Annotated in this window: 4 protein-coding genes; all 4 read right to left on the reverse strand. The window is 38.6% G+C overall.

What is annotated here, in order from left to right; genetic code table 11:
• Positions 1-4: 4 nt before the first annotated feature.
• The 4 genes from ABNX05_RS16690 to ABNX05_RS16705 all read right to left on the reverse strand — a co-directional run bounded on the left by ABNX05_RS16690 (position 5) and on the right by ABNX05_RS16705 (position 20,734).
• Positions 5-5,947 carry an amino acid adenylation domain-containing protein gene (locus tag ABNX05_RS16690; protein WP_349660746.1) on the reverse strand — a complete coding sequence of 1,981 codons (5,943 nt, stop codon included), beginning with the start codon at positions 5,945-5,947 and terminating at the stop codon, positions 5-7.
• A gap of 86 nt (positions 5,948-6,033) precedes the next feature.
• A complete protein-coding gene (locus ABNX05_RS16695) occupies positions 6,034-18,981 on the reverse strand; it encodes an amino acid adenylation domain-containing protein (protein ID WP_349660747.1) in 12,948 nt (4,315 codons plus the stop codon).
• Positions 18,978-19,457: an aspartate/glutamate racemase family protein gene (locus ABNX05_RS16700; protein ID WP_349660748.1), complete on the reverse strand. Its 480-nt coding sequence runs from the start codon at positions 19,455-19,457 to the stop codon at positions 18,978-18,980. Before ABNX05_RS16700 ends, ABNX05_RS16695 begins: the two co-directional genes overlap by 4 nt.
• Positions 19,454-20,734: an MFS transporter gene (locus ABNX05_RS16705; protein WP_349660749.1), complete on the reverse strand. Its 1,281-nt coding sequence runs from the start codon at positions 20,732-20,734 to the stop codon at positions 19,454-19,456. Before ABNX05_RS16705 ends, ABNX05_RS16700 begins: the two co-directional genes overlap by 4 nt.
• Positions 20,735-20,782: the final 48 nt, after the last annotated feature.

Here is a 20,782-nt window from a genome sequence, read left to right on the forward strand (position 1 = left end):
CCGTTTATCTGTTTCCACCTATTTTATTTGAATTTTTCGTATAAGAAGATAGAAGTTCCTCCGTTTCCTGAACAAATAGTTTACTTAGCTTCTCAGCTGTTTCTTTCTGATGCCTATGTTCGGAAAACTCAAAGCTCATCATCAATTGACCATGTGAAATGCTCCCAACAATTTGTACTTCAAAAGGTCGAACGCTCTCAGGTGAATTATTTAATACATACTGTTGCCCTGCTGTCCATTTCTCTGAATTAGATTGTAGATAAGTCGGCTGTCCCATAAAGTTATAAGAGACCTCTGGCATATTAAAATCATTACACATCTTCTTGATCGTTGGATCTTCATGCAAGTAACGTAACATGCCAAAAGAAGCACCTTGATGTGGAACTTCAGCTAAGTTCCTACTAATGTGTTGAATGGTATCCCCCACCTCTTGGTTATGAGGAATGTCAGCATAAAAAGGATAAATACTTGTAAACCAACCCACAGATTGAGTTAAATCAAGAGAAGCTTTCTTATCTATTGACTCCCGTCCATGACCTTCAATTGATAGCCCCACCTTCTGATTTCCTGACCATTTGGCAACAGCTCTCATGACAAGCGTTAGTAATATTTCTTTTATAGATGTACCTTGAGAAGTTGTGATATCCGTAAGTAATTTTGTTGTCTTGTCTTGCTCAATAAAGACCTTAAGCATGAATCTATCTCCGATATGATTCGAGCCCTCTGGATGATCGAGAGGAATAGGTATAGAAGTATCTTCTTTTAGAATAGGAGTCCAGTATAGGAGCGCCTTTTCTCCTTCAAACCCATTTATTTGCTTTGTCACTGTTTCAACCCACGTTTTGTAGGAGCTTGTTTTCCTTAAATTAAGAGGATCTAGCCCCTCTTGTAAACTTTCATAGACTTGAACTAAATTCATGTTAAGAACATGAAGGCTGACGACATCTACCACTAAGTGATGTAAGACCCAAAGAAAGCGATGGTTGTTTGGAGAGTACTTGATGAGAGCCGCTTTCATGAGTATTCCTTTTTCAAATCTGATGCTTTCTTTCATTACACTTTCTATTCGTTCCGTTTCTTTCTTACTTTGCATCTCACTAAGACTTGAGAGGTCATGGACCACTAATTGAAGTTGTACTTCCTCGGGAGGGAGGATATATTGTTTTGCAGTTTCTCCATCCTCCTCTACATAGATAGCACGAAGCATATCATGATGATTGATTAGAATCTGTAGGGTTTTCCTGAGATGCTCAATATCTATCGGTACATGTATATCTACCGCGATAGGCATAAAATAATACTCACTATTTACATCCCGAGAATTAAACAACCAATGCTGGATAGGTGCAAGAGGTACTTCACCAACAACAGACTCTTCCCTCTCACTTTTCTTTTCTACTCTTACTCCTGTCGATTCTATAAATGTGGCTAGCTCCTCAATTGTTTGATGTTGGAATAAGTCTTGTACTTTGACAATATATCCAGCTTGCTGAAGGAAAGAGATCACTTGCATACTCAATATAGAATCTCCTCCAACACTAAAGAAGTTATCAGTTATCCCGATTCTCTTATTTCCTAGACATTTTATCCAAATACCTTGTATTATTTTCTCTATTTCTCTTGCAGGCTCCTTGTACTGAGTAGTAGAGTCCACAACCTCTAGCTTTTGAAGCTGCTTGTAATCTATTTTTCCATTTGGAGTAAGTGGCATTTGGTCTAATTGAGTCATGTACATTGGCACCATGTAATCTGGTAAATACGTGGCCACAAATCCGCGAATATCTTCCAATTTAGAAGAAGCGTCCATTGTGGTTACAAATGCATATAGCTGATACAAATCGTTCAGCAATTGTATAGCTATGACTGCTCCTTCCTTTACAGCTGGATGCTTCATTAGACACTCTTCAATTTCTCCAATTTCTACTCTATGGCCTCTTATTTTGATTTGGTCATCCTTACGTCCAATGTATTCCAGATTCCCTTCTGGTAACAAACGAACCATATCTCCCGTACGGTATAACCTCACCTCTTCATTCGTAGAGAAAGGGTGAACGATAAATGCTTGCTTCGTTTTCTCTTCTTGATTTCGATATCCTCTTGCTAGAGCAATGCTTTCAATAAACAGTTCACCCACCACATTCATTGGGCAAGGAGAAAGATCTTCCTTTAATATGTATGCTCTAGTATTGTCAATCGGACGACCTATTGGGATATAGGTTTGTTCCTCGCTTACGATATGGTCGATCGGATACACAGTAGCACAAACTGTCGTCTCGGTTGGACCATAGGCATTAATAATCGTTATATTCTGCCCAACAAGCTTTTGCCAATTTCTCACTACTTCACCTTTTAAAGCTTCACCAGCCACAAAGATCCGTTTTAATGAAACGAGTTTTGTAAGATCTTTCTCAGATATCGCTCGGCTCAATTGATTAAAAAATACAGTTGGTACAGTAATTGTTGTAGCCTTTTGCTCATGAATTGTGTTAATCAACTCATCAGGAGACCTTCGTTCTTCTTCGTTTAATATATAAAGATGGGCGCCATTAAGAATTGTAGGGAAAATCTCCCATATAGATGCATCAAAGCTAAAGGAAGCAAACTGCAATACTGTATCGTTCTGGGCATAACCATATTCTCTTTTCTTCCAATGGACAAGGTTCATGACACCTATGTGTTCAAGCTCTGTTCCTTTTGGTATTCCTGTTGAACCAGATGTATAAATTATATAGGCTAAATCACTTGGTCTGCTTGTCACTTCCATATTCGTAGAAGGGAGTTCTTCACTTGGTATCTCCTCTACAAACAGAATATGTTCTGTTTGTTCAAGTCCTAATTCATCCAAATTTCTTCTCTTAGTAAGGAGAAGTGAAGCTTGACTATCTTCTATCATGTAACGAACACGCTGTTCAGGATAATTAGGATCAATAGGAACAAAGGCGCCTCCAGCTTTTAATACAGCCAACATTGCAATAACAGCATCTACACTACGCTCCATCAAAATTCCAACCACTTGTTCCCTCTCTATGCCTCTTTGTCTAAGACAATAAGCTAGCTGGTTACTCCGTTGATTTAACTCAAGATACGTGAGAATGTGGTTATCGTCGGATATAGCAGGTAACTCTGGGTATAACTCGACTTGCTCATAGAACAGCTCTGGAATCACTCTATCCCTTGGGTGGTCTCTATTTGTTTGATTTAAAGATTCATATTGAAGCTTCTCTTCTGCACTCATTAATTGAAGGTCTCGAATAGGCGTATTCAAATCACGCACTAACTCTTCTAATATCCGACGATAAACTTCTGTAATCCGCTCTACTGTACAATCTCTGAAAAGAGCCGTATTATATTCGAAAAATATATTCAGATCTCCTTCTTCTTTACTCACGATATTAAGAGTTAAATCAAATTTACTGCTTGTTGCATCCATATCCTCTAGGGATTGGCTTGTTACATCAAATTGAATCAGTTGATCGGTTCTCTTCTTCACAGTTTCCGAATTTCGATAAACGAAGAAAGTTGAGAAAATAGGAGTTCGGCTAAGATTTCTTTCAGGCATAATCTCTTCGATAAGTAAATCAAAAGGATAGGATTGATATTCAATAGCGTCCATACATTTCTGTGAAACCTTTCGCAACAACTCTCCGATGGATTGATGACCCTGTACATTCGTGCGGATGGCAACTGAATTGGCAAAGAAACCAATTGTTGACTCTAAAGGTTGCTCGGTACGCCCGGCAACAGGAGTACCAACGATGATATCTTCTTCCTGACTAAAATAGTGAAGAAGAATTTTATAAGCTGTAAACATTAGCATATATAAAGAGACACCCTCTTGAGTAGCTATATAACGTATAGCAAAGATGAGTTCTTTTGGGAGTTGAAGCTTTCGAACTCTTCCCTCAAAGGTTTGAATCTCAGGTCGTTGGAAATCAATAGGTAAATCTAAGTTTGGTAAAGGCTTCGCTAAATCGTTAAGCCAATACTCCCTTTCACGTTCCCATTTACCAGCATTCATGGCATTATCAAACCATTCGATATAATCAATAAATTGTACAGGTTTTTTTAAGTTTGGCGTTTTAGACTCAGCTAGAGCCATATAAACGTTTGCTAATTCTTCCATTAATACATCCATACTCCAACCGTCAGTCAGAATATGATGCTGATTAAAGTAAAAATGATAGTTTTGATCATCACATTTGAATAGAATCACCCTGAAATTAGGGCCCTTTGTTAAATCGAAAGGTTCTACTTGATCATGGTGGATTCTCTTCTGTATGATTTCAAGTTGCTCATCAACGTTCTTATTTGAAAGATCTTGATATTGTAAGGATAGTGCTGGATGTTCACAAACCTTTTGAAACGCCTCTCCATTCACTTCTTTGAAGATCGTTCGTAAGGCCGTATGACGTTCCATTAAGTAATGTAGGGCTTCCCTTAACAAGTCAGGTTTGACCAACCCTTTTAACCGAAAGTGCAAAGGTACATTATAAGCACTTGAATGTGGATCAACTTGATAGAGGAACCAAAGTCTTCGTTGGGAATGTGATAGTGGGTACCACTCCTTCTCCTCTGCTCTAGGAAACCCAATTTCTCTCTCGCTCTTATCACCTCTAACATTCTCAAGGTAAATTACAAAATCTTTGAAGGTCGGATACTTGAACAATTCTTTAATAGAGATATCGAGCTTCAGAATACTAGAAATTTGAGACTTCACTTGAATCATAGTTAAAGAATCTCCACCTAAACTGAGGAAATTGTCATGATCCTGAATCTCTTTACGACCCAATAGGTTCTCCCAAATAAGCCTGACGATTTCTTCTGTCGAATGATTCGCATAAGTTATCTTTGAGTTGGATGCTTCTATAACATCTGTGGTCACAGAAGCTTCCTTTGATGCTATAGAGAAATTTGGAATAAGTTCAATATTATCAGTTATCCAGTAGTACTTCCGCTGAAACGGATAGGTTGGTGCATGGACACGCATTCTAGCAAAATCTCTATCAAATGACTTCCAATCTACCTTAACTCCTTGAGTATAGAGTCTACCTAACATTCTAAGAAGGATTCTCCACTGACTTATCGTTTGAAAGAGAATATCACTAGAATCATCTTGTTCACGCTTTGAATGGATAGCTTTTTCTAACTTGACTGCCTCTCCAAGTATAAAGTCCATATCCAGTTCTAGATATTGAACATCTATTGATCGCTGTATATCCTCTCTGTTGAGATTATCTTTTACTTCAGAAACACGATTATTATGTGAAACAAAGTCATTCATCTCAAAGATAGAGCGAAGAGCGTGATCGAGCCTCTTAAATCCTGTTATACATGCGACTATTTCCTTACCTAATTCGCTATCACTTACGTAGGTTGGATTTATCCCCCAAGAAATGTACAATCGTGCTAACGCATACTGTAAAGTAAATAAGGCTGCTGTTCTTATCTTTGTTTGCTTGAATTCTGATTCAAATATCGGATCAAAGAAATAATGGGTAAACGGAACAGGGACAAATGCATCCAATATAGACGAACATTCATCGATTGCTGCCCTAAATACTGATGAACTATCATAAAGCTCAAGACCCATCCCTTGACATGGTGTTCCTTTGTCTGAAAAGCTAAAAGAAACTTGAGAGGGCTGAGACGCTAGATACTGATTGTAATCGATGAAAAAATGGTGTTGTAGCTCATCCCATGTTTGCTCTACCACCTTATAACAAAGATCCTTGAGTTCCTCTACGCTTGAGACAACAAGAGAAAGTCGGTGTTCAAAGCTCTTACGACCTATTCCTAAAGTAAAAGCTAAATCCCCTATTGATTGATTCGGATTTTTTTCAAGATGCTTCCCAAGCTGTAGAACTGCTTGTCTCAAAGCATCTTCACTTCTTGCTGACAATATAACTAAGTGAAAAGGACGTTCTTTTACAATCTGTTCCTGTTTCACATACTCCCTCCTCTACATACCATCACTCCACAGTACTTTCTATTAGTGTACTGTGGAGTCAATGTTTTCTATCAAATGCTTCTTTCTTAAGGTGCTTCTTCCAAAATCATATGACAATTCGTACCACCTACAGAGAAAGAATGAACCCCTGCCTTTCTAAAACGCCCTTGTTCAACGGACCATGGTGTAAGCTTCGTATTGACATAGAGCGGACCTTCTTCAAGCTTCATTTCGGGATTCGGTTCATGGAAATTCAAGCTTGGCGGTATCTCCTTATTCTTCAAAGCAAGCGCTGTTTTAATTAAGCTTGCCATTCCTGCTGCTGGGCCAAGATGACCAAGATTTGTTTTCACAGAACCTAACCCACAAAATTGTTTTTGCTCTGTTTGACTGCGAAATACTTCTGTTAAAGCAGCTACTTCTATCAAATCACCCATATTCGTAGCTGTTCCATGTGCTTCAACATACGAAATTTCATCCGGTCTAACCCCCGCTGCTTTATATGCTTGTTTAATGGCATCCACTTGACCATTTTGACTCGGTGCGGTAAAACCAACCTTTACATTTCCATCATTGTTGATAGCTGATCCTTTAATCACTGAATAGATTGGATCTCTATCACGAATGGCGTCAGATAAGCGTTTAAGGTATACAACAGCTACCCCATTCCCATTCGCTGAACCATTGGCATCTTTATCAAAAGCCCTGCAATGCCCATCTGGTGACATGATTAGTCCTGGTTCGTAGATATACCCCGATTTCTGCGGTATTTGAATCGAAGCAGCACCAGCAAGTGCATAATCCGATTGATGATTTAATAGACTTTGACATGCTAGATGAACGGCGACAAGAGACGTTGAGCATGCTGCGTCAACAAGCAAACTTTCTCCTGTAAGATTCAGCTTGTAAGAAACACGAGAAGTGATATATCTTGGTTGAGACATCAGATTGGCTTGGAAAATATCGGCTCTCGTTAGATTCGGAATACTGATTCCTCGAGGCAAATAGTCATTGTTACTTACTCCACCATATAAACTTACCTTGCCTTCTATTTCATCTACGTTATACCCTGCATCCTCAATGGCCTCCCAAGCACATTCTAAAAAGAGTCGATGTTGAGGATCCATCAGTCTAGCTTCTCTCTCAGTCATACCAAAGAACTCAGGGTCAAATTGATCAATTCCTTCTAATAGACCCGTGACACGTACCAAACGATCGATTTGTTCTGGGTCATATTGCATCTGTTGGTTAGTTGGAATTTCCAACTCATCAAATGGAAATTCTCTTACAGATTCTCTTCCTTGGCGTAAATTCTGCCAAAATTCATCAGGATTATTTGCATCAGAAAAACGAAGTCCGATTCCGATAATAGCTACAGCTTCTTCATCTTCCTTATCCACACGCTTGGTATCTTGCACCTTCACTTCAGGATTCTCCTGCACTTTGCCCCCATGTAATTGCTCTGTTAGACTTTTAACGGTTGGATATTGGAAAAGGAGATGCATCTGAATGGAATAGCCTCTACTCTTCAATTCACTATGAACTTTAGCTATTAGCATCGAATGTCCACCGATATCAAAAAAGTTATCTTCTATACCAAATTGATCGTGTTGCAAAATATCAGACCAAATAGAGTAGATTTCATCATACTTTTCATGAAGGCTATGCTCCACTACTTGTATTTGTTTTTTCTTTGCTACATGTTTACCACGTTCAGCTAACGCTTTTCGATCAACTTTACCACTCGGTGATAATGGCATCGTATCTAATCGTTCAAACATGGCTGGAATCATATAGTCTGGTAGTTTCTCTGAAAGATACTCTCTAATCTGATGAATCTGCTCACTTAAAGGTTCTGTTGTCTCATTCATCGTAAAATAAGCGTACAGCAATGTATTTTCATCATGGTCCTTGTAAGGAACAACGGCTGCAAACTCAATTCCTTTAGTTTTAAGAAGGACCTCCTCAATTTCTCCTATTTCAATTCGAAATCCTCGGACTTTCACCTGATGATCCGCTCTACCCATATACTCTATAGTGCCATCTGGCAGGATACGAGCTAAGTCACCAGACTTATATAGTTTCGCATTTTCTTCTTTTGAAAAAGGATTCGGTACAAAAGCTTCTTTTGTTTTATCTGGTAGATTGATATAGCCTTCTGCTAAACCAACACTATCGATATAGATTTCTCCTACCACGTTGATTGGACAGATTTGCCCCCATGAGTTTAAGACATATACTTTACAATTGTGGAATGGTCTACCTATAGGCACTGTACTTTGTACCTCTGAAAGGTAGTCATCCATAATATGCGCAGTACAACCAACGGTGATTTCTGATGGCCCATAAAAGTTAAGGATTCGAATAGAAGTTCCAAATCGTCTCTGCCAAGCTCTTACAGCTTCTGGTGGAAGAGCTTCTCCAGCTACAATGATGGTATGCACGGAGGATAGCTTCTGGATATCTTCGTCATCAAGATATGTGGCTAACATCTTAAAGAATACGGTTGGCAATAACATGAATGTTCCCCCAAGCTTCTCTACAACATCAGCAAAGGCTTGATGAGATATACGTTCATCTTTGACAAGAATATGAAGTTGTTCTCCATTTAATAAAGTTCCGAATATTTCCAAGATAGACGCATCGAATGAGAAGGAAGCAAATTGAATCGTCACTTCGTTCTGACCATGCTCAATGACATCCTCTTTCCACTGGATGAGGCTTGGAACCCCTTTATGTTTAACAAGAATTCCCTTTGGTTTTCCTGTTGATCCTGAGGTATAAATCATATAAGCCAAATCCGTATCAAAGACTTCTACTAGAAAATTGTCGGTAGGCAGCTCGCTAGATATATTCTCTATATAAATCCTCTTCTCTACAAATTCATGAGGTAATAGATCTTGTAAGTGCTGCTGAGTAATCAAACAAAGTGCTCCACTATCTTCTAACATGTGAGTGATACGGTCTACTGGATATTCTGGATCGATAGGTACATAGGCTCCTCCTGCTTTCATGACACCAAGCATCGAGGCTATCGTTTCGATTCCCCTGTCCATCATGATGGCTACTCTACTATTTCTCGTCACTCCCCTTTGATGTAATAGGTGGGCGATTTGATTGGCACGAGTATTCAATTCATGGTAGGTCCATGTCTCCTCTCCGCACGAAACGGCTGGAAGTTGAGGGTTCTTCGTCACCTGTTCTTCAAACAATGCATGAATCGTTCCTTCCTTATGAAGGACATACGTATCATTCAATTCTTTATATATTTCATGATCTTCATCTGTAAGCAAATCCAGCTTGTGAATCGGTTCATTTGGTGTATCAACCAATGCCTTTAACACATGCTCCATGCGAGATGCAAAGTGTTTAATAGTTTCCTTCTTAAAAAGATCTGTATTGTACTCGATTCTAAGCAGTAGCTCCTCTTCAACCTCTGTCATATTCGCTATTAAGTCAAACTTACTTACACGATGTTCCATGTTATGGTATGGCTCAAAATTAAAGGCAGATGTATCCACTATACTTGGTTGATAGGTGAACATCGTTGAAAAGATAGGTGAACGATTAGAATCACGTTCTGGATTTACCTTCTCTATTAATAAGTCGAAAGGATACATTTGATGAGCATAGGCATCCATACATTGCTTTTTGACTTCTTTCATTAGCTGATCCACTGTCTGAATATCATGTAACTGAGTACGAATAGCTAAGTTATTGACAAAGAAACCAACCATAGATTCAAGCTCTTCTGTTGCTCTCCCTGCCACTGGTGTTCCTACAATAATATCTTCTGAATGAGTCTGCTGATGTAGAAACAAGATATACCCTGTTAGTAGAAGCATATACATCGACATCCCCTCAGAAGCAGCCCGTTCTTTCAAATGTTTCGTTACATCCCTAGAGATTCGCAACCAAACCGCATCTCCTTGGTACGAAGGTACTTCTGGACGCGGGTAGTCATAGATAAACTCTAAATAAGGTAATGGTTTAGCTAACTTTTGTAACCAGTATTCACCCTCTTCATCCCATCGACCGCGTGCTAGTTCTTGCTCTTGCCACTCCGCATAATCTGCGTATTGTAGAGGGAGGGGTGCCAGATTGGGCGCTTCTCCTTCAATTAGTGCCTGATAAACTGTGATCCACTCACGGAGTAAGATTTCTACACTCCATCCATCGGTGATAATATGATGCATATTTAAATAGAAATGATACTTATCTTCTGCTAATTTGTATAATAAAGGACGTATTAGCGGACCTTTCTCTAGATTAAATGGTCTATCTTCACTTAATCGAATCATGTTGCGGATGAACTGAGTCTGCTCCTCTTCACCCTTTGCTGTCAAATCCTTATAAAACAAGTCGATTGATGAAGTTGACTGAATGATTTGGCGTGGTTCGCCTTCTATTTCAACAAAAATTGTCCGCAAAACATCATGACGCATCACAAGATAGAGTAAGGCTTCTTTAAACACAGATACATCAAGTGTCTGTGTAATGATAATCTCTTGTGGTACATTGTAAATAGGACTATGTGGATTCAACTGATGCATAAACCATAAACGTCTTTGGGCTCGTGATAGGGTATAATGCTTCTGCTTTGGTCTTGCCTCTATTACCATTCTTCCTCTTGAACTCTGCTCTTCTAATAAACATCCAACTTGTTCCGCTAGCTCTTCTAATCTCGGATACATAAATAGATCTTTTAAATCAATCTCAATCTCCCATTCTTTACGAATTCTATTTAAAATTTGAATCGCTATGAGTGAATGCCCACCAAGGTCGAAGAAATGATCCAATACGCTTATGTTTTCATGGTGTAGTACGTTCTCCCAAATCATTACAAGCTTTTCTTCTATTTCATTTCTTGGTGCTACATATTCTGACTCACTTATATATCCATCCTCTTTAGCAAGATGAGACAAGGATTGACGATCAATCTTACCATTAGGTAAAAGCGGAAGCCCTTTAATCTCTTGCAAACAAGGTGGCACCATATAATATGGTAATTGTGTACTTAAATAACGCTTTAACTGAGACACATTGATCTCTTTTGCTTTCGTGTAGTACCCACAAAGAGCATTGTTACCATCCTCTTGTTCATAGGCAACGACTATTGCTTGATCCACACCTTCATATCTACTAATTACTTCTTCTATCTCTCCTAATTCAATTCGAAATCCTCTGACCTTAACTTGATTATCTTTTCTTCCTAGGTATTCAATCTGTCCATTTGGTAAAAGTCGAGCCAAATCCCCTGTACGATATAAACGATTATCTGACGTGTTAGGTAAATAATTCGATATAAACGCTTCTGCTGTTTGCTTAGGTTTATTATGATAACCCATAGCAAGCTGAGTTCCTCCAATTACTAACTCCCCAGCAACATTCACAGGACATAATCCACCATACGAATTTAGAATATAGACTTTCGTATTGGCAATTGGTCTTCCAATAGTGCCTTTTTCTATTGGACCTTCAAATACAGCACATGTTGAATCTACTGCGGCTTCTGTTGGCCCGTATAAATTAATGATTTTTGCACCGTTTGGATACAATGAATACCATTGATTAACCAATTGAACAGGTAAGGCTTCTCCACCTAGAAATACCATGTTAAGGGGAAGCTCAGGACGTTTCTCCTCAGGTAGCTCAAGTAAATGAGAAACGAGAAGATTAAATAAGGATGGAACAAAAATCATACAGGTAATTTTCCGATCATGAATTTCCTGAATGAGCCTTTCAGGGTCTGTAATGAGCTCTCGGCTTACAATATCTAAGCTAGCTCCCGTTCGTAAAGGCCAAAACAATTCAACAACCGAGTCATCAAAACAAATCGTTGTTCGTTGTGTCACAACATCCTCTGGCAGAAGTGGGAAAGTATCTTGATGCCAATTCAAATTATTAAGGATGGCAGCATGAGATACTCTTACCCCCTTAGGTTGTCCAGTTGAACCAGACGTATATATCATATATGCAACGTCTTGAGGTGAATTCAACGGTTGTAGATTATGAGTCGAAAAGACCTCAACATCGTTATAATAATAGACTTCTATACCATCTATGAACGGCGAAGAAGCATGACTTTGTTCTATGAATAGAACACACTTCAACGATTGAATATCCTGTTCTTGTTCAAGGCTAGACTTTATCTCTGGAATAAAGTGGCTCTTAGATAATAGAACTCTGGCACCAGAATCCCGTAGCATATATTGTATTCGCTGTGCTGGATACTCAGGGTCGATTCCAACATACGCTGCGCCCGCTTTCAAGATCCCATATAGACCTACTACCATATCAACACTACGTTCCATCATAATGGCTATCAATTCATTTGGCTGTACACCTTGAGAACGTAGAAAGTGAGCCACTTGATTGGACCGCTGGTGAAGTTCTCCATAAGTCATGCTCGTTTGCTCATCATACAAAGCGACTTTATCTGGATTTTCTTTTGCTTGCTTCACAAATTCTTCAAATATAAGGTGCTGATTAGGATATGGCTTATCATTCTGATTGATATCAGTGATAATGTTCAGATCCGCTTCTGTCAGTAAATTCTTTGTTCCAAAAGGAGTAGTCAGATTTTGTACAAACATCTCCATAGATTGTATAAAAAGATCGGCCAACTTGTTTACAGTCTCTTCCTTAAATAAATCCATATTATATTGGATATAAAGTCTCAATCCATGATCCTTGCTATCAAATAACAAAACATCTAAATCGAACTTTACATTCGGCTCTACTGATTGATCTTCAGCTACTTCTATCGTAAAATAGTCACCTTGTAATTGATTCGACATATCCCCTTCATACTGAAACATCGTTGAAAATACCTGTGGACGACTCATATCACGCTCAGGATTCAAACGTTCCATTAATAAATCAAATGGATAGGATTGATGATTATAAGCTTCTAAACATTTTTTCTTGACTTGCTGAAGCAAATCAAACGGAGACTTTATATCATCATATTGAACGCGTATAGCTAATGTATTAACAAAAAAACCAATTATCGGTTCTAATTCTTTCGTTATTCGCCCAGCAACAGGGATTCCAACGATCAAGTCATTATTCCCTGATACATGATGAAGCATATTTATATAAGTAGAAAATAATAACATAAACATCGTGACATTCTCTCTACGAGCAAGAGAATGTAAGCTTTCGGTAAAAGGTACCGAAATTTCTTTAGAAACAACACCTCCACGGTAAGTTTGTATAGGAGGTCTCGGATAATCTAAAAGTAAATCTAGTACTGGAAGTGGTTTCGCCAAACTATTTAGCCAATAAGCTTCACTTTTTACTAGAAGCTGCTCAGACTCCATACTGTTTTGCCATTCGGCATAGTCAACATACTGATATTCTATTGGAGATAGATCTGGTTCTTTGCCCTTCATTAAGGCGGAATAGATTTCTAATAGTTCCTGAACGAAAACACTACGGCTCCAACCATCCGTAATGATATGATGCATTTGTAATAGAAGTGTCGATTCACTGTCACTCCGTCGAAGGATTGAGGCTCGTAAAAGTGGCCCTTTCGTTAAATCAAATGGCTTAGATTCCAACTCTCGAAGTGCATGATGCACCTTCTCTTCTTGAGTAATCGCAGGTAGACGAGTGATGTCCTCATATTCTAATGAAAACGGCACACTCTCTAGAATACATTGTCGTGGTATTCCATCCACTTCCTTAAATATCGTGCGCAAAGAGCTATGACGCTGGATCATTCGAAGAAATGCTTCTTCAAAACTTTCAACCTTCACTTCACCATGCAAAGTAAGGTTCCGGTTCACATGATATGCTGTATTATTAGGGTCTAACGTATGAAGGAACCATAATCGTTTTTGCGCGTGTGAAAGCTCATAAAACTCTTTTAACGGCGCCTTATCTACCTTCAATAAGTTCTCTTTAGTCTCTTCATCTGCTGATGATTCAAGGATTTCCAGATGATGAGCTAAATCCTTAAGGACAGGGAATGTAAACATGTCTTTCATGTCGACTAAGATAGACATATCAGCTCTGATACGACTATGTACTTGCATTAATAAGAGGGAATGCCCACCAAGTTCAAAGAAATGGTCGCCGAGTCCTACTTGTTTTACTCCTAGAATATCTTCCCAAATGAGAGCTACCATCTTTTCAATGTCTGTTTCAGGTGCTACATACTGATAAAAGACTTTAAAATCTTCCTGCAGTGCAATATGTCCTAGCACTTTACGATCAATTTTTTTATTAGGAGTTAGAGGCATTTCTTCTATTTGCTTTATGAAAGGAGGAACCATATAAGCTGGTAATCTCGCCCCCAGATAACCCTTTAACTCATTTAGGTCGACTTCTGTATCCTCTTGGATTGAGGTGAAAAAGGCAACGAGTTGTTTATTCTCATTTGCACCACTAATCGTGATTACTCCTGCACTTTCTACTTGCGGATGTGAAAGGAAGGCATCTTCAATTTCCCCAAGCTCCATACGATATCCACGAATTTTCACTTGGCTATCCGCTCTACCAACACACTCTATAGTTCCGTTACGTAAAACACGCCCTAAATCCCCTGTACGATAAAGCTTTTCACCTTGATCACTTAAAAAATGGTTTGTAATAAATACAGCCTCTGTCTTTGCCTGATCATTATAATACCCTTCAGCCAACTGATATCCACCAATGTAGATTTCACCAATAACCCCAACAGGACAAAGGTTTAATTTTTTATCCAAAATATATATTTGGTTGTTTGCCATTGGCTTTCCAATAGGAACGACACCTTGTTGAACATCGTTCATTTTATTGATCGTTACATCAATGGTTGCCTCCGTAGGTCCATACTGATTAACAATCTCTACACCTTGACCAAATAGTTCATACCATACATTAACGGTTTTGTTCGAAAGCATCTCCCCACCAATAAATATCCAACGTAAGCTTGGAAGAGCTAGATGTTCTCTATCCATTTTCTCCAGACCAAAGACAAAACTATTAAACAAGGTTGGAACAAATTTGATAGCGGTAACTTTTTCTTCTTTTAATTTTTCATGTAATTTGTAGGCATCAATCACTGTTTCTGTCGGAATAATTGCTAGTTTTGCACCATGACGAAGCGGCCAGAATAACTCGTATACTGAAGCATCAAAGCATACAGATGTTTTTTGTGCAACACAATCTTGTTCATCTATAGGGAACTGTTCTTGCCACCAATGCATACAATTCACTAAGGCCCGGTGAGAAATCATGGTTCCCTTAGGCTGTCCCGTGGAACCTGATGTATAAATCATATAGACAATATCATCCGCTCGATTGATAATCTCTGGTGTCTCCGTAGGAAGGGTTGTTGGACAGCCTATCAGTTTCCTACCAATAAATTCTTGTGTGCCCTCCTCCTCCTGATCGATTAAAATAATCGTTTCAAGCTTAGGTAGCTTTTCACAAATAGTTTGTAGATAAGGAAGGTAACATTGTTTCGTTAACAAAATTCTCGTTTCAGAATTCTCAAGCATATATTCAATACGCCACTCAGGGTAGTCTGGATCGATCGGAACATAAGCCGACCCAGCCTTCATAATGCCATAAATTCCTGTGATAAATTCCACACTTCGATCCATTAAGATACTAATAAATTGATTCCTTTTGTTCCCACTCTGCCTAATGGCATGCGCTAACCTATTTGAACGAATGTGTAACTCCCCATAAGACATAGAAGCTCCTTCAAAAGTTAAAGCGGTTCGTTCAGGGAATGCTTCCGCTTGCTGGATAAAGGCTTCATAGGCCACTTGACTAAGGTTGTACTCTCTTGTTGTTGCATTTAATTCGTCTATTATTTTCTGGTCTCTACTACTTAGAATTGGGGTATCATATAACCCTTGTTCTGGTTGATTGATTACTGAATTAAGCAATTTCTCAAATTGGTCAGCCATATTTTGAATGGTTTCTTCCATAAAGAGCTCAGGACTATATTCAAAACAAAGCTCAATCCCTTGTTCATTCTCTGTTGCTTTGACTGCCACATCAAACTTACTTGCGTTACGATGAAGTTGACTCTCTTTCACTTCTACATTTGGAATTTGTAGTTCAAAAGGAGCATTCTGCAAGACAAAAAGCGTTGAGAAAATCGGTGTTCTGCTAAGATCACGCTCTGGTTGAAGCTGCTCTATTAATAAGTCAAAAGGGTAGGACTGATGATCAAAGGCTTCCAAACAACGCTCTCTTACTTGATGAAGGACATCACTTATTGTCGCTGTTTCTTTAAACTTCATACGGATGGGTAAGACATTAATAAATAACCCAATAAGCGACTCCACTTCACTCTTCGTTCTTCCTGCTGTCGGTGTACCCACGATGATATCCTCATCACCTGTTAGCCTATGTAGTAGAAGGCTATAGATGGTAAAGAGAACCATAAACAAACTTACATTCTCTTTTTCAGCATAACGCCGAGCTTGTTCTATAATGCTCGTATCCATTTGCCAGTAGAAAGTAGCTCCTACATCACTCTTTATTCGCGGGCGTTCAAAATCAAGTGGAAGGTTAAGAACTGGTAGTGGTTTTCTTAATGTCTCTAACCAATACTCTTTTTCATAATCTAAAGCACCCTGTTCTAGCTGTTCGTTCTGCCATGAGGCAAAATCAACATATTGTAATTCAAGTGGATCAAATTTTATATCAGTTTGATCTAAGTAAGCTTGATAGGCTTCTGTAAAATCTCGAATAAGTACACCTAAGCTCCAAGCATCAGAGATGATGTGGTGCATGTTGATATAGAAATGATAATCCTGCTCTCCAAGGCGAAATAGCTTGGCTCGTAAAAGAGGACCTTTCGTGAGTGGAAATGGTAGTCTCCCATCTTCATTCATTACCTTTTGCATGTAAGTTTCTTGCTGCTCCATCATTAGCATCTCTGATAGATCATCATATGATAATGGAATATGTGTATGCTCTAAGATTTTTTGATAAGGAATACCCTTTTCCTCTATAAATACAGTTCTAAGAATAGAGTGGCGTTCAACCATTTTCTGTAGTGCTTGCTTAAATGCTTCTAAATCTATATTCCCTTTAAAAGAGACACTATAAGGCATGTTATAAGAAACTTGATTTGGATCCATTTTGTGCAGGAACCATAATCGACTTTGCCCATGTGAGAGTGGATATAACTCTTGCTTTGGTAATACTTTGACCTCCCTGCCCTTTTCAGGACATAATTCGTCAAGGTGAGCGGCAAGCTCTTGGATCGTAGGGTAAGTAAATAAATTTTTTAGTTTCATATTCACTTTTAATTGTTCTGAAATTCTAGCTCGAACCTGCATAGCTAGAAGAGAATGTCCACCTAGTACAAAGAAATTATCTTTGATCCCAATCTTCTCTATCGATAACACTTCTCTCCATATTTCGACCAAGGCTTTTTCCGTTTCTGTATTAGGTTCTATATATTCCCTGGTATCAAGAAGCTTATACTCTATGTTCATGTCAGAAAGAAGCTTCCGATCGATCTTTCCATTAGGTAAAAGGGGCATTTTATCTAGCCACTTAAACTGTGCAGGAATCATATGAGTTGGTAGTTTTGCTTTACAATATTCATAGATCTCTTCCACCTTCAACTTGTCTTGACCTGTAAAGAAAGCGTAAAGTGTATAATCTCCCTCATCATCTTTCCTATCAACGACGGCTATTTCGTGAATTCCGTCGTGCTCAAGTAGAATCGATTCAATTTCGGCTAGTTCTACACGAATCCCTCGTATTTTTACCTGATGATCATGTCGCCCTACATATTCAACCGTTCCATCTGACAGGTATTTTCCTAAATCACCTGTACGATACACAAGCTCAGGTTCCTCTAACTGTAACGGATTCTGAATGAACACTTGTTTAGTTTGTTCCTCTTTCTTGTAATACCCAAGGGCTAAGAACGGACTTCGAATATATATTTCTCCTACTTTACCTATCCCACATAACTTCTGATGCTCATTAAGAATAAGAGGGACCGCCCCCTTCATTCCTTTCCCAATTGGAATAGGTTTGCCTTCAGGAGGAAGCTTGTCCACAACGTGGAACATTTTAATCATCGTCGTCTCTGTTGAACCATAAAGATTAACCAGTTTTATTCGTGTGCCAAACATGTTCATCCACTTACGAACATGTTTCACCTCTAAGACCTCTCCCGCCATTAAGATATAGCGTAGGTGTGGAAATAATGTTGCTGGATCAGCTGGATTTGATTCTAAAGCTGCAAGTAATTGGCGAAAGATACTTGGAACACAGTGAATAATGGACAATTCTTCTTTTTCAATCCACCCTACTAGTTCTTGATGATCGAGTACAACCTCTAAAGATGGCAGGCAAACCGTACCCCCTGAACAAAGTGGTACAAATATATCCCGCAAACAAGCATCAAAAGAAATAGCGGCAAATTGACTTACTTTATCACTTTCCTTGACTAAAAATTCAGAAATCTCCCATTGAATAAAGTGAGTTAAGCTTTTGTGACAGCCCATGACCCCTTTAGGTGTTCCCGTAGAACCAGAAGTATAGAATATGTAACAAAGATCTTTCTCATTATTTATAATTTCAGGCTCTTGAGCTAAATAGGAGTGTAGTTCATGAAACGAATAGATGGACGAGTCATAAGTATAATCCTGTTGTGAATTGATTAATAGTATCTGGGGTTGTCCTTCGGTCGTTTGTACAGACATAGACTGGACTTTATCTAGATACTCTTCTTGCATAATAATCCACCGTGGTGAAATTTCCGAAACAATCGTTGTAAGTCTTTCCAGTGGTTCCTTTGGGTCAAGTGGAACAAAAGCCGCACCTGCCTTTAATACACCAAGTATTGAAATAATGGTTTCAATACTTTTTTCTATTATGATTACGACAGGATCACTTTTACCTACTTGCTTTTCACGTAACCAGTTAGCTAATTGGTTTGATTGTCTACTTAACTCCTCGTATGTCAACTTTTCTTCACCACATTTTACAGCTACTTTATGTGGGTATTTCTTTACTTGTTCGTTAAATAATTCTTGTATAAATTGAGGTTGTTCACTCATGAGACACATTCCTCCATTTTTGCAGTACTTTTTTCTGTCAGCATTGACCATTTCCTTGCTACAACGAGCAATGGATTGAGATTTTTGGAAAGTAATTCTTCATGATATAGTATTGACTCTGAATATGAACCTTCCACTTCACGAATCGTTAGGTCAATTAAACTAATCATTTGTTCGTCAATTCCCATTGGAAATTGACGAACAAAATAATGAGAGGTCATACATGGCAAGATGACATAATCAACCTCACATAATTGTAATTTCTCCCATAACAAAGCTAAGTTCTTGTCAATGAATTCATTCTCATCCTTCTGAATACCTGTGGTTCTATCTTGAATACTTAGGTCCGAAAATAAACCAAGTCTAGGTTTCTCTTGATCTACCTCACTTTGATTTTGCTTGTAGATTGTGTTGATACATCCGGCTGATGAAAATGGTCCTGTTTCTCCAAAAACCCCTTCCAAACTTTGGTTCATGCCTTCCCTCCCATCATCTCTTTATTTTCATCTTTACTCACATTCGATTGTTTCTCCCAAATCATACTTCTAAAAATAAGACCGACCGTCCCTAAAAGAAGTAGAAAACCTCCTGCTACAACAAAGGCAGTGCTTACACCAAAATGTTGAACCAACAAACTCCCACTAATTGGACCAATAATAATCACTGTACTAATTAGTGAGTTTGTAATCCCAGTGATACGCCCCACCATTTCCACTGGCGTTTCTTTTTGGCGTAAATAACTAAAAGCAATCATTGACATTCCCGTCCCACAACCGATGAGAAGTCCAAAAGCAAATAACCAAACGATTAAATCTCCTGTCTTAAACAAACCTAATCCAATAAAAGCCATACCTATTAATAAATTGCCTCCAGCAATAGGTAGTCCATAGGAGACAATCTCTTTTTTACGAGTCATGATTCCACCTACAATAAAAGTTCCTAATCCAACAGTAGCTATAACATAGCCTACTATTTCTGGAAGGTTAGGGGTTACTTCTCTCAGGAGAATAGATAATTGTGCTTCGACTAAATATAGACCTGCATAACCGAATAAATAGAAAATGATCCCAAATAACAACATTTTGGTTGTCAGAAGGGCTCTCCAGCCTTGCAACCAAGATTGGATAACACTATATTTACTAACTGATTCAGCAATGTTTTTCTCCTCTTCTGGAATTCGTTTTATAGTCAAAAGTATAATTCCAGATAGCGTAAAGGTAATAGCGTTAATAATAAAACACGTTTGTAATGAGAAGAGTGAAACAACAAACGATCCTAAAAATGGAGCTACTATCTTAGAGACTTGAAATACCATTCCAATAAAAGTATTTGCTTGTAAAAGATCTTCTTCCTCGACCGTTGTACGTAACAAAGCTTGTTGTGCAGGTGTATTGAAGATCCCAGCAGTAGCACGTACAAACATGATCGGTAAAGCCCAATAGGGGCCTGGGGCAAAAAACAAGGCGATGGTTAATCCTGCCCTTAGAAAATCAGTTGCTATCATTAGACGCTTTTTGTTCATCCTATCAGCGATAACTCCTGCAACCTGTCCTAAGAATATACTGGGTACGGCGACTGTGATAGGTACGAGAGCCAACATAAAAGGCTCCGCTTTCCAAACGAAACTAAATAATATAAATAAAGCAGTCAAATCAAACCAATCGCCAAAACTGGAAAGGCTATATGAAGTAAACATTCTTGTAAACGTTTGATTTTTCCACAATGAATTTTGAACTGGTGATGAATCATTCATCACTACTTCCCTCCTCTCCATATTTTGGCGAATTGATAGATCTTTATT

Source organism: Lysinibacillus zambalensis (assembly GCF_040183165.1).
GTDB classification, from domain to species: Bacteria; Bacillota; Bacilli; order Bacillales_A; family Planococcaceae; genus Lysinibacillus; species Lysinibacillus zambalensis.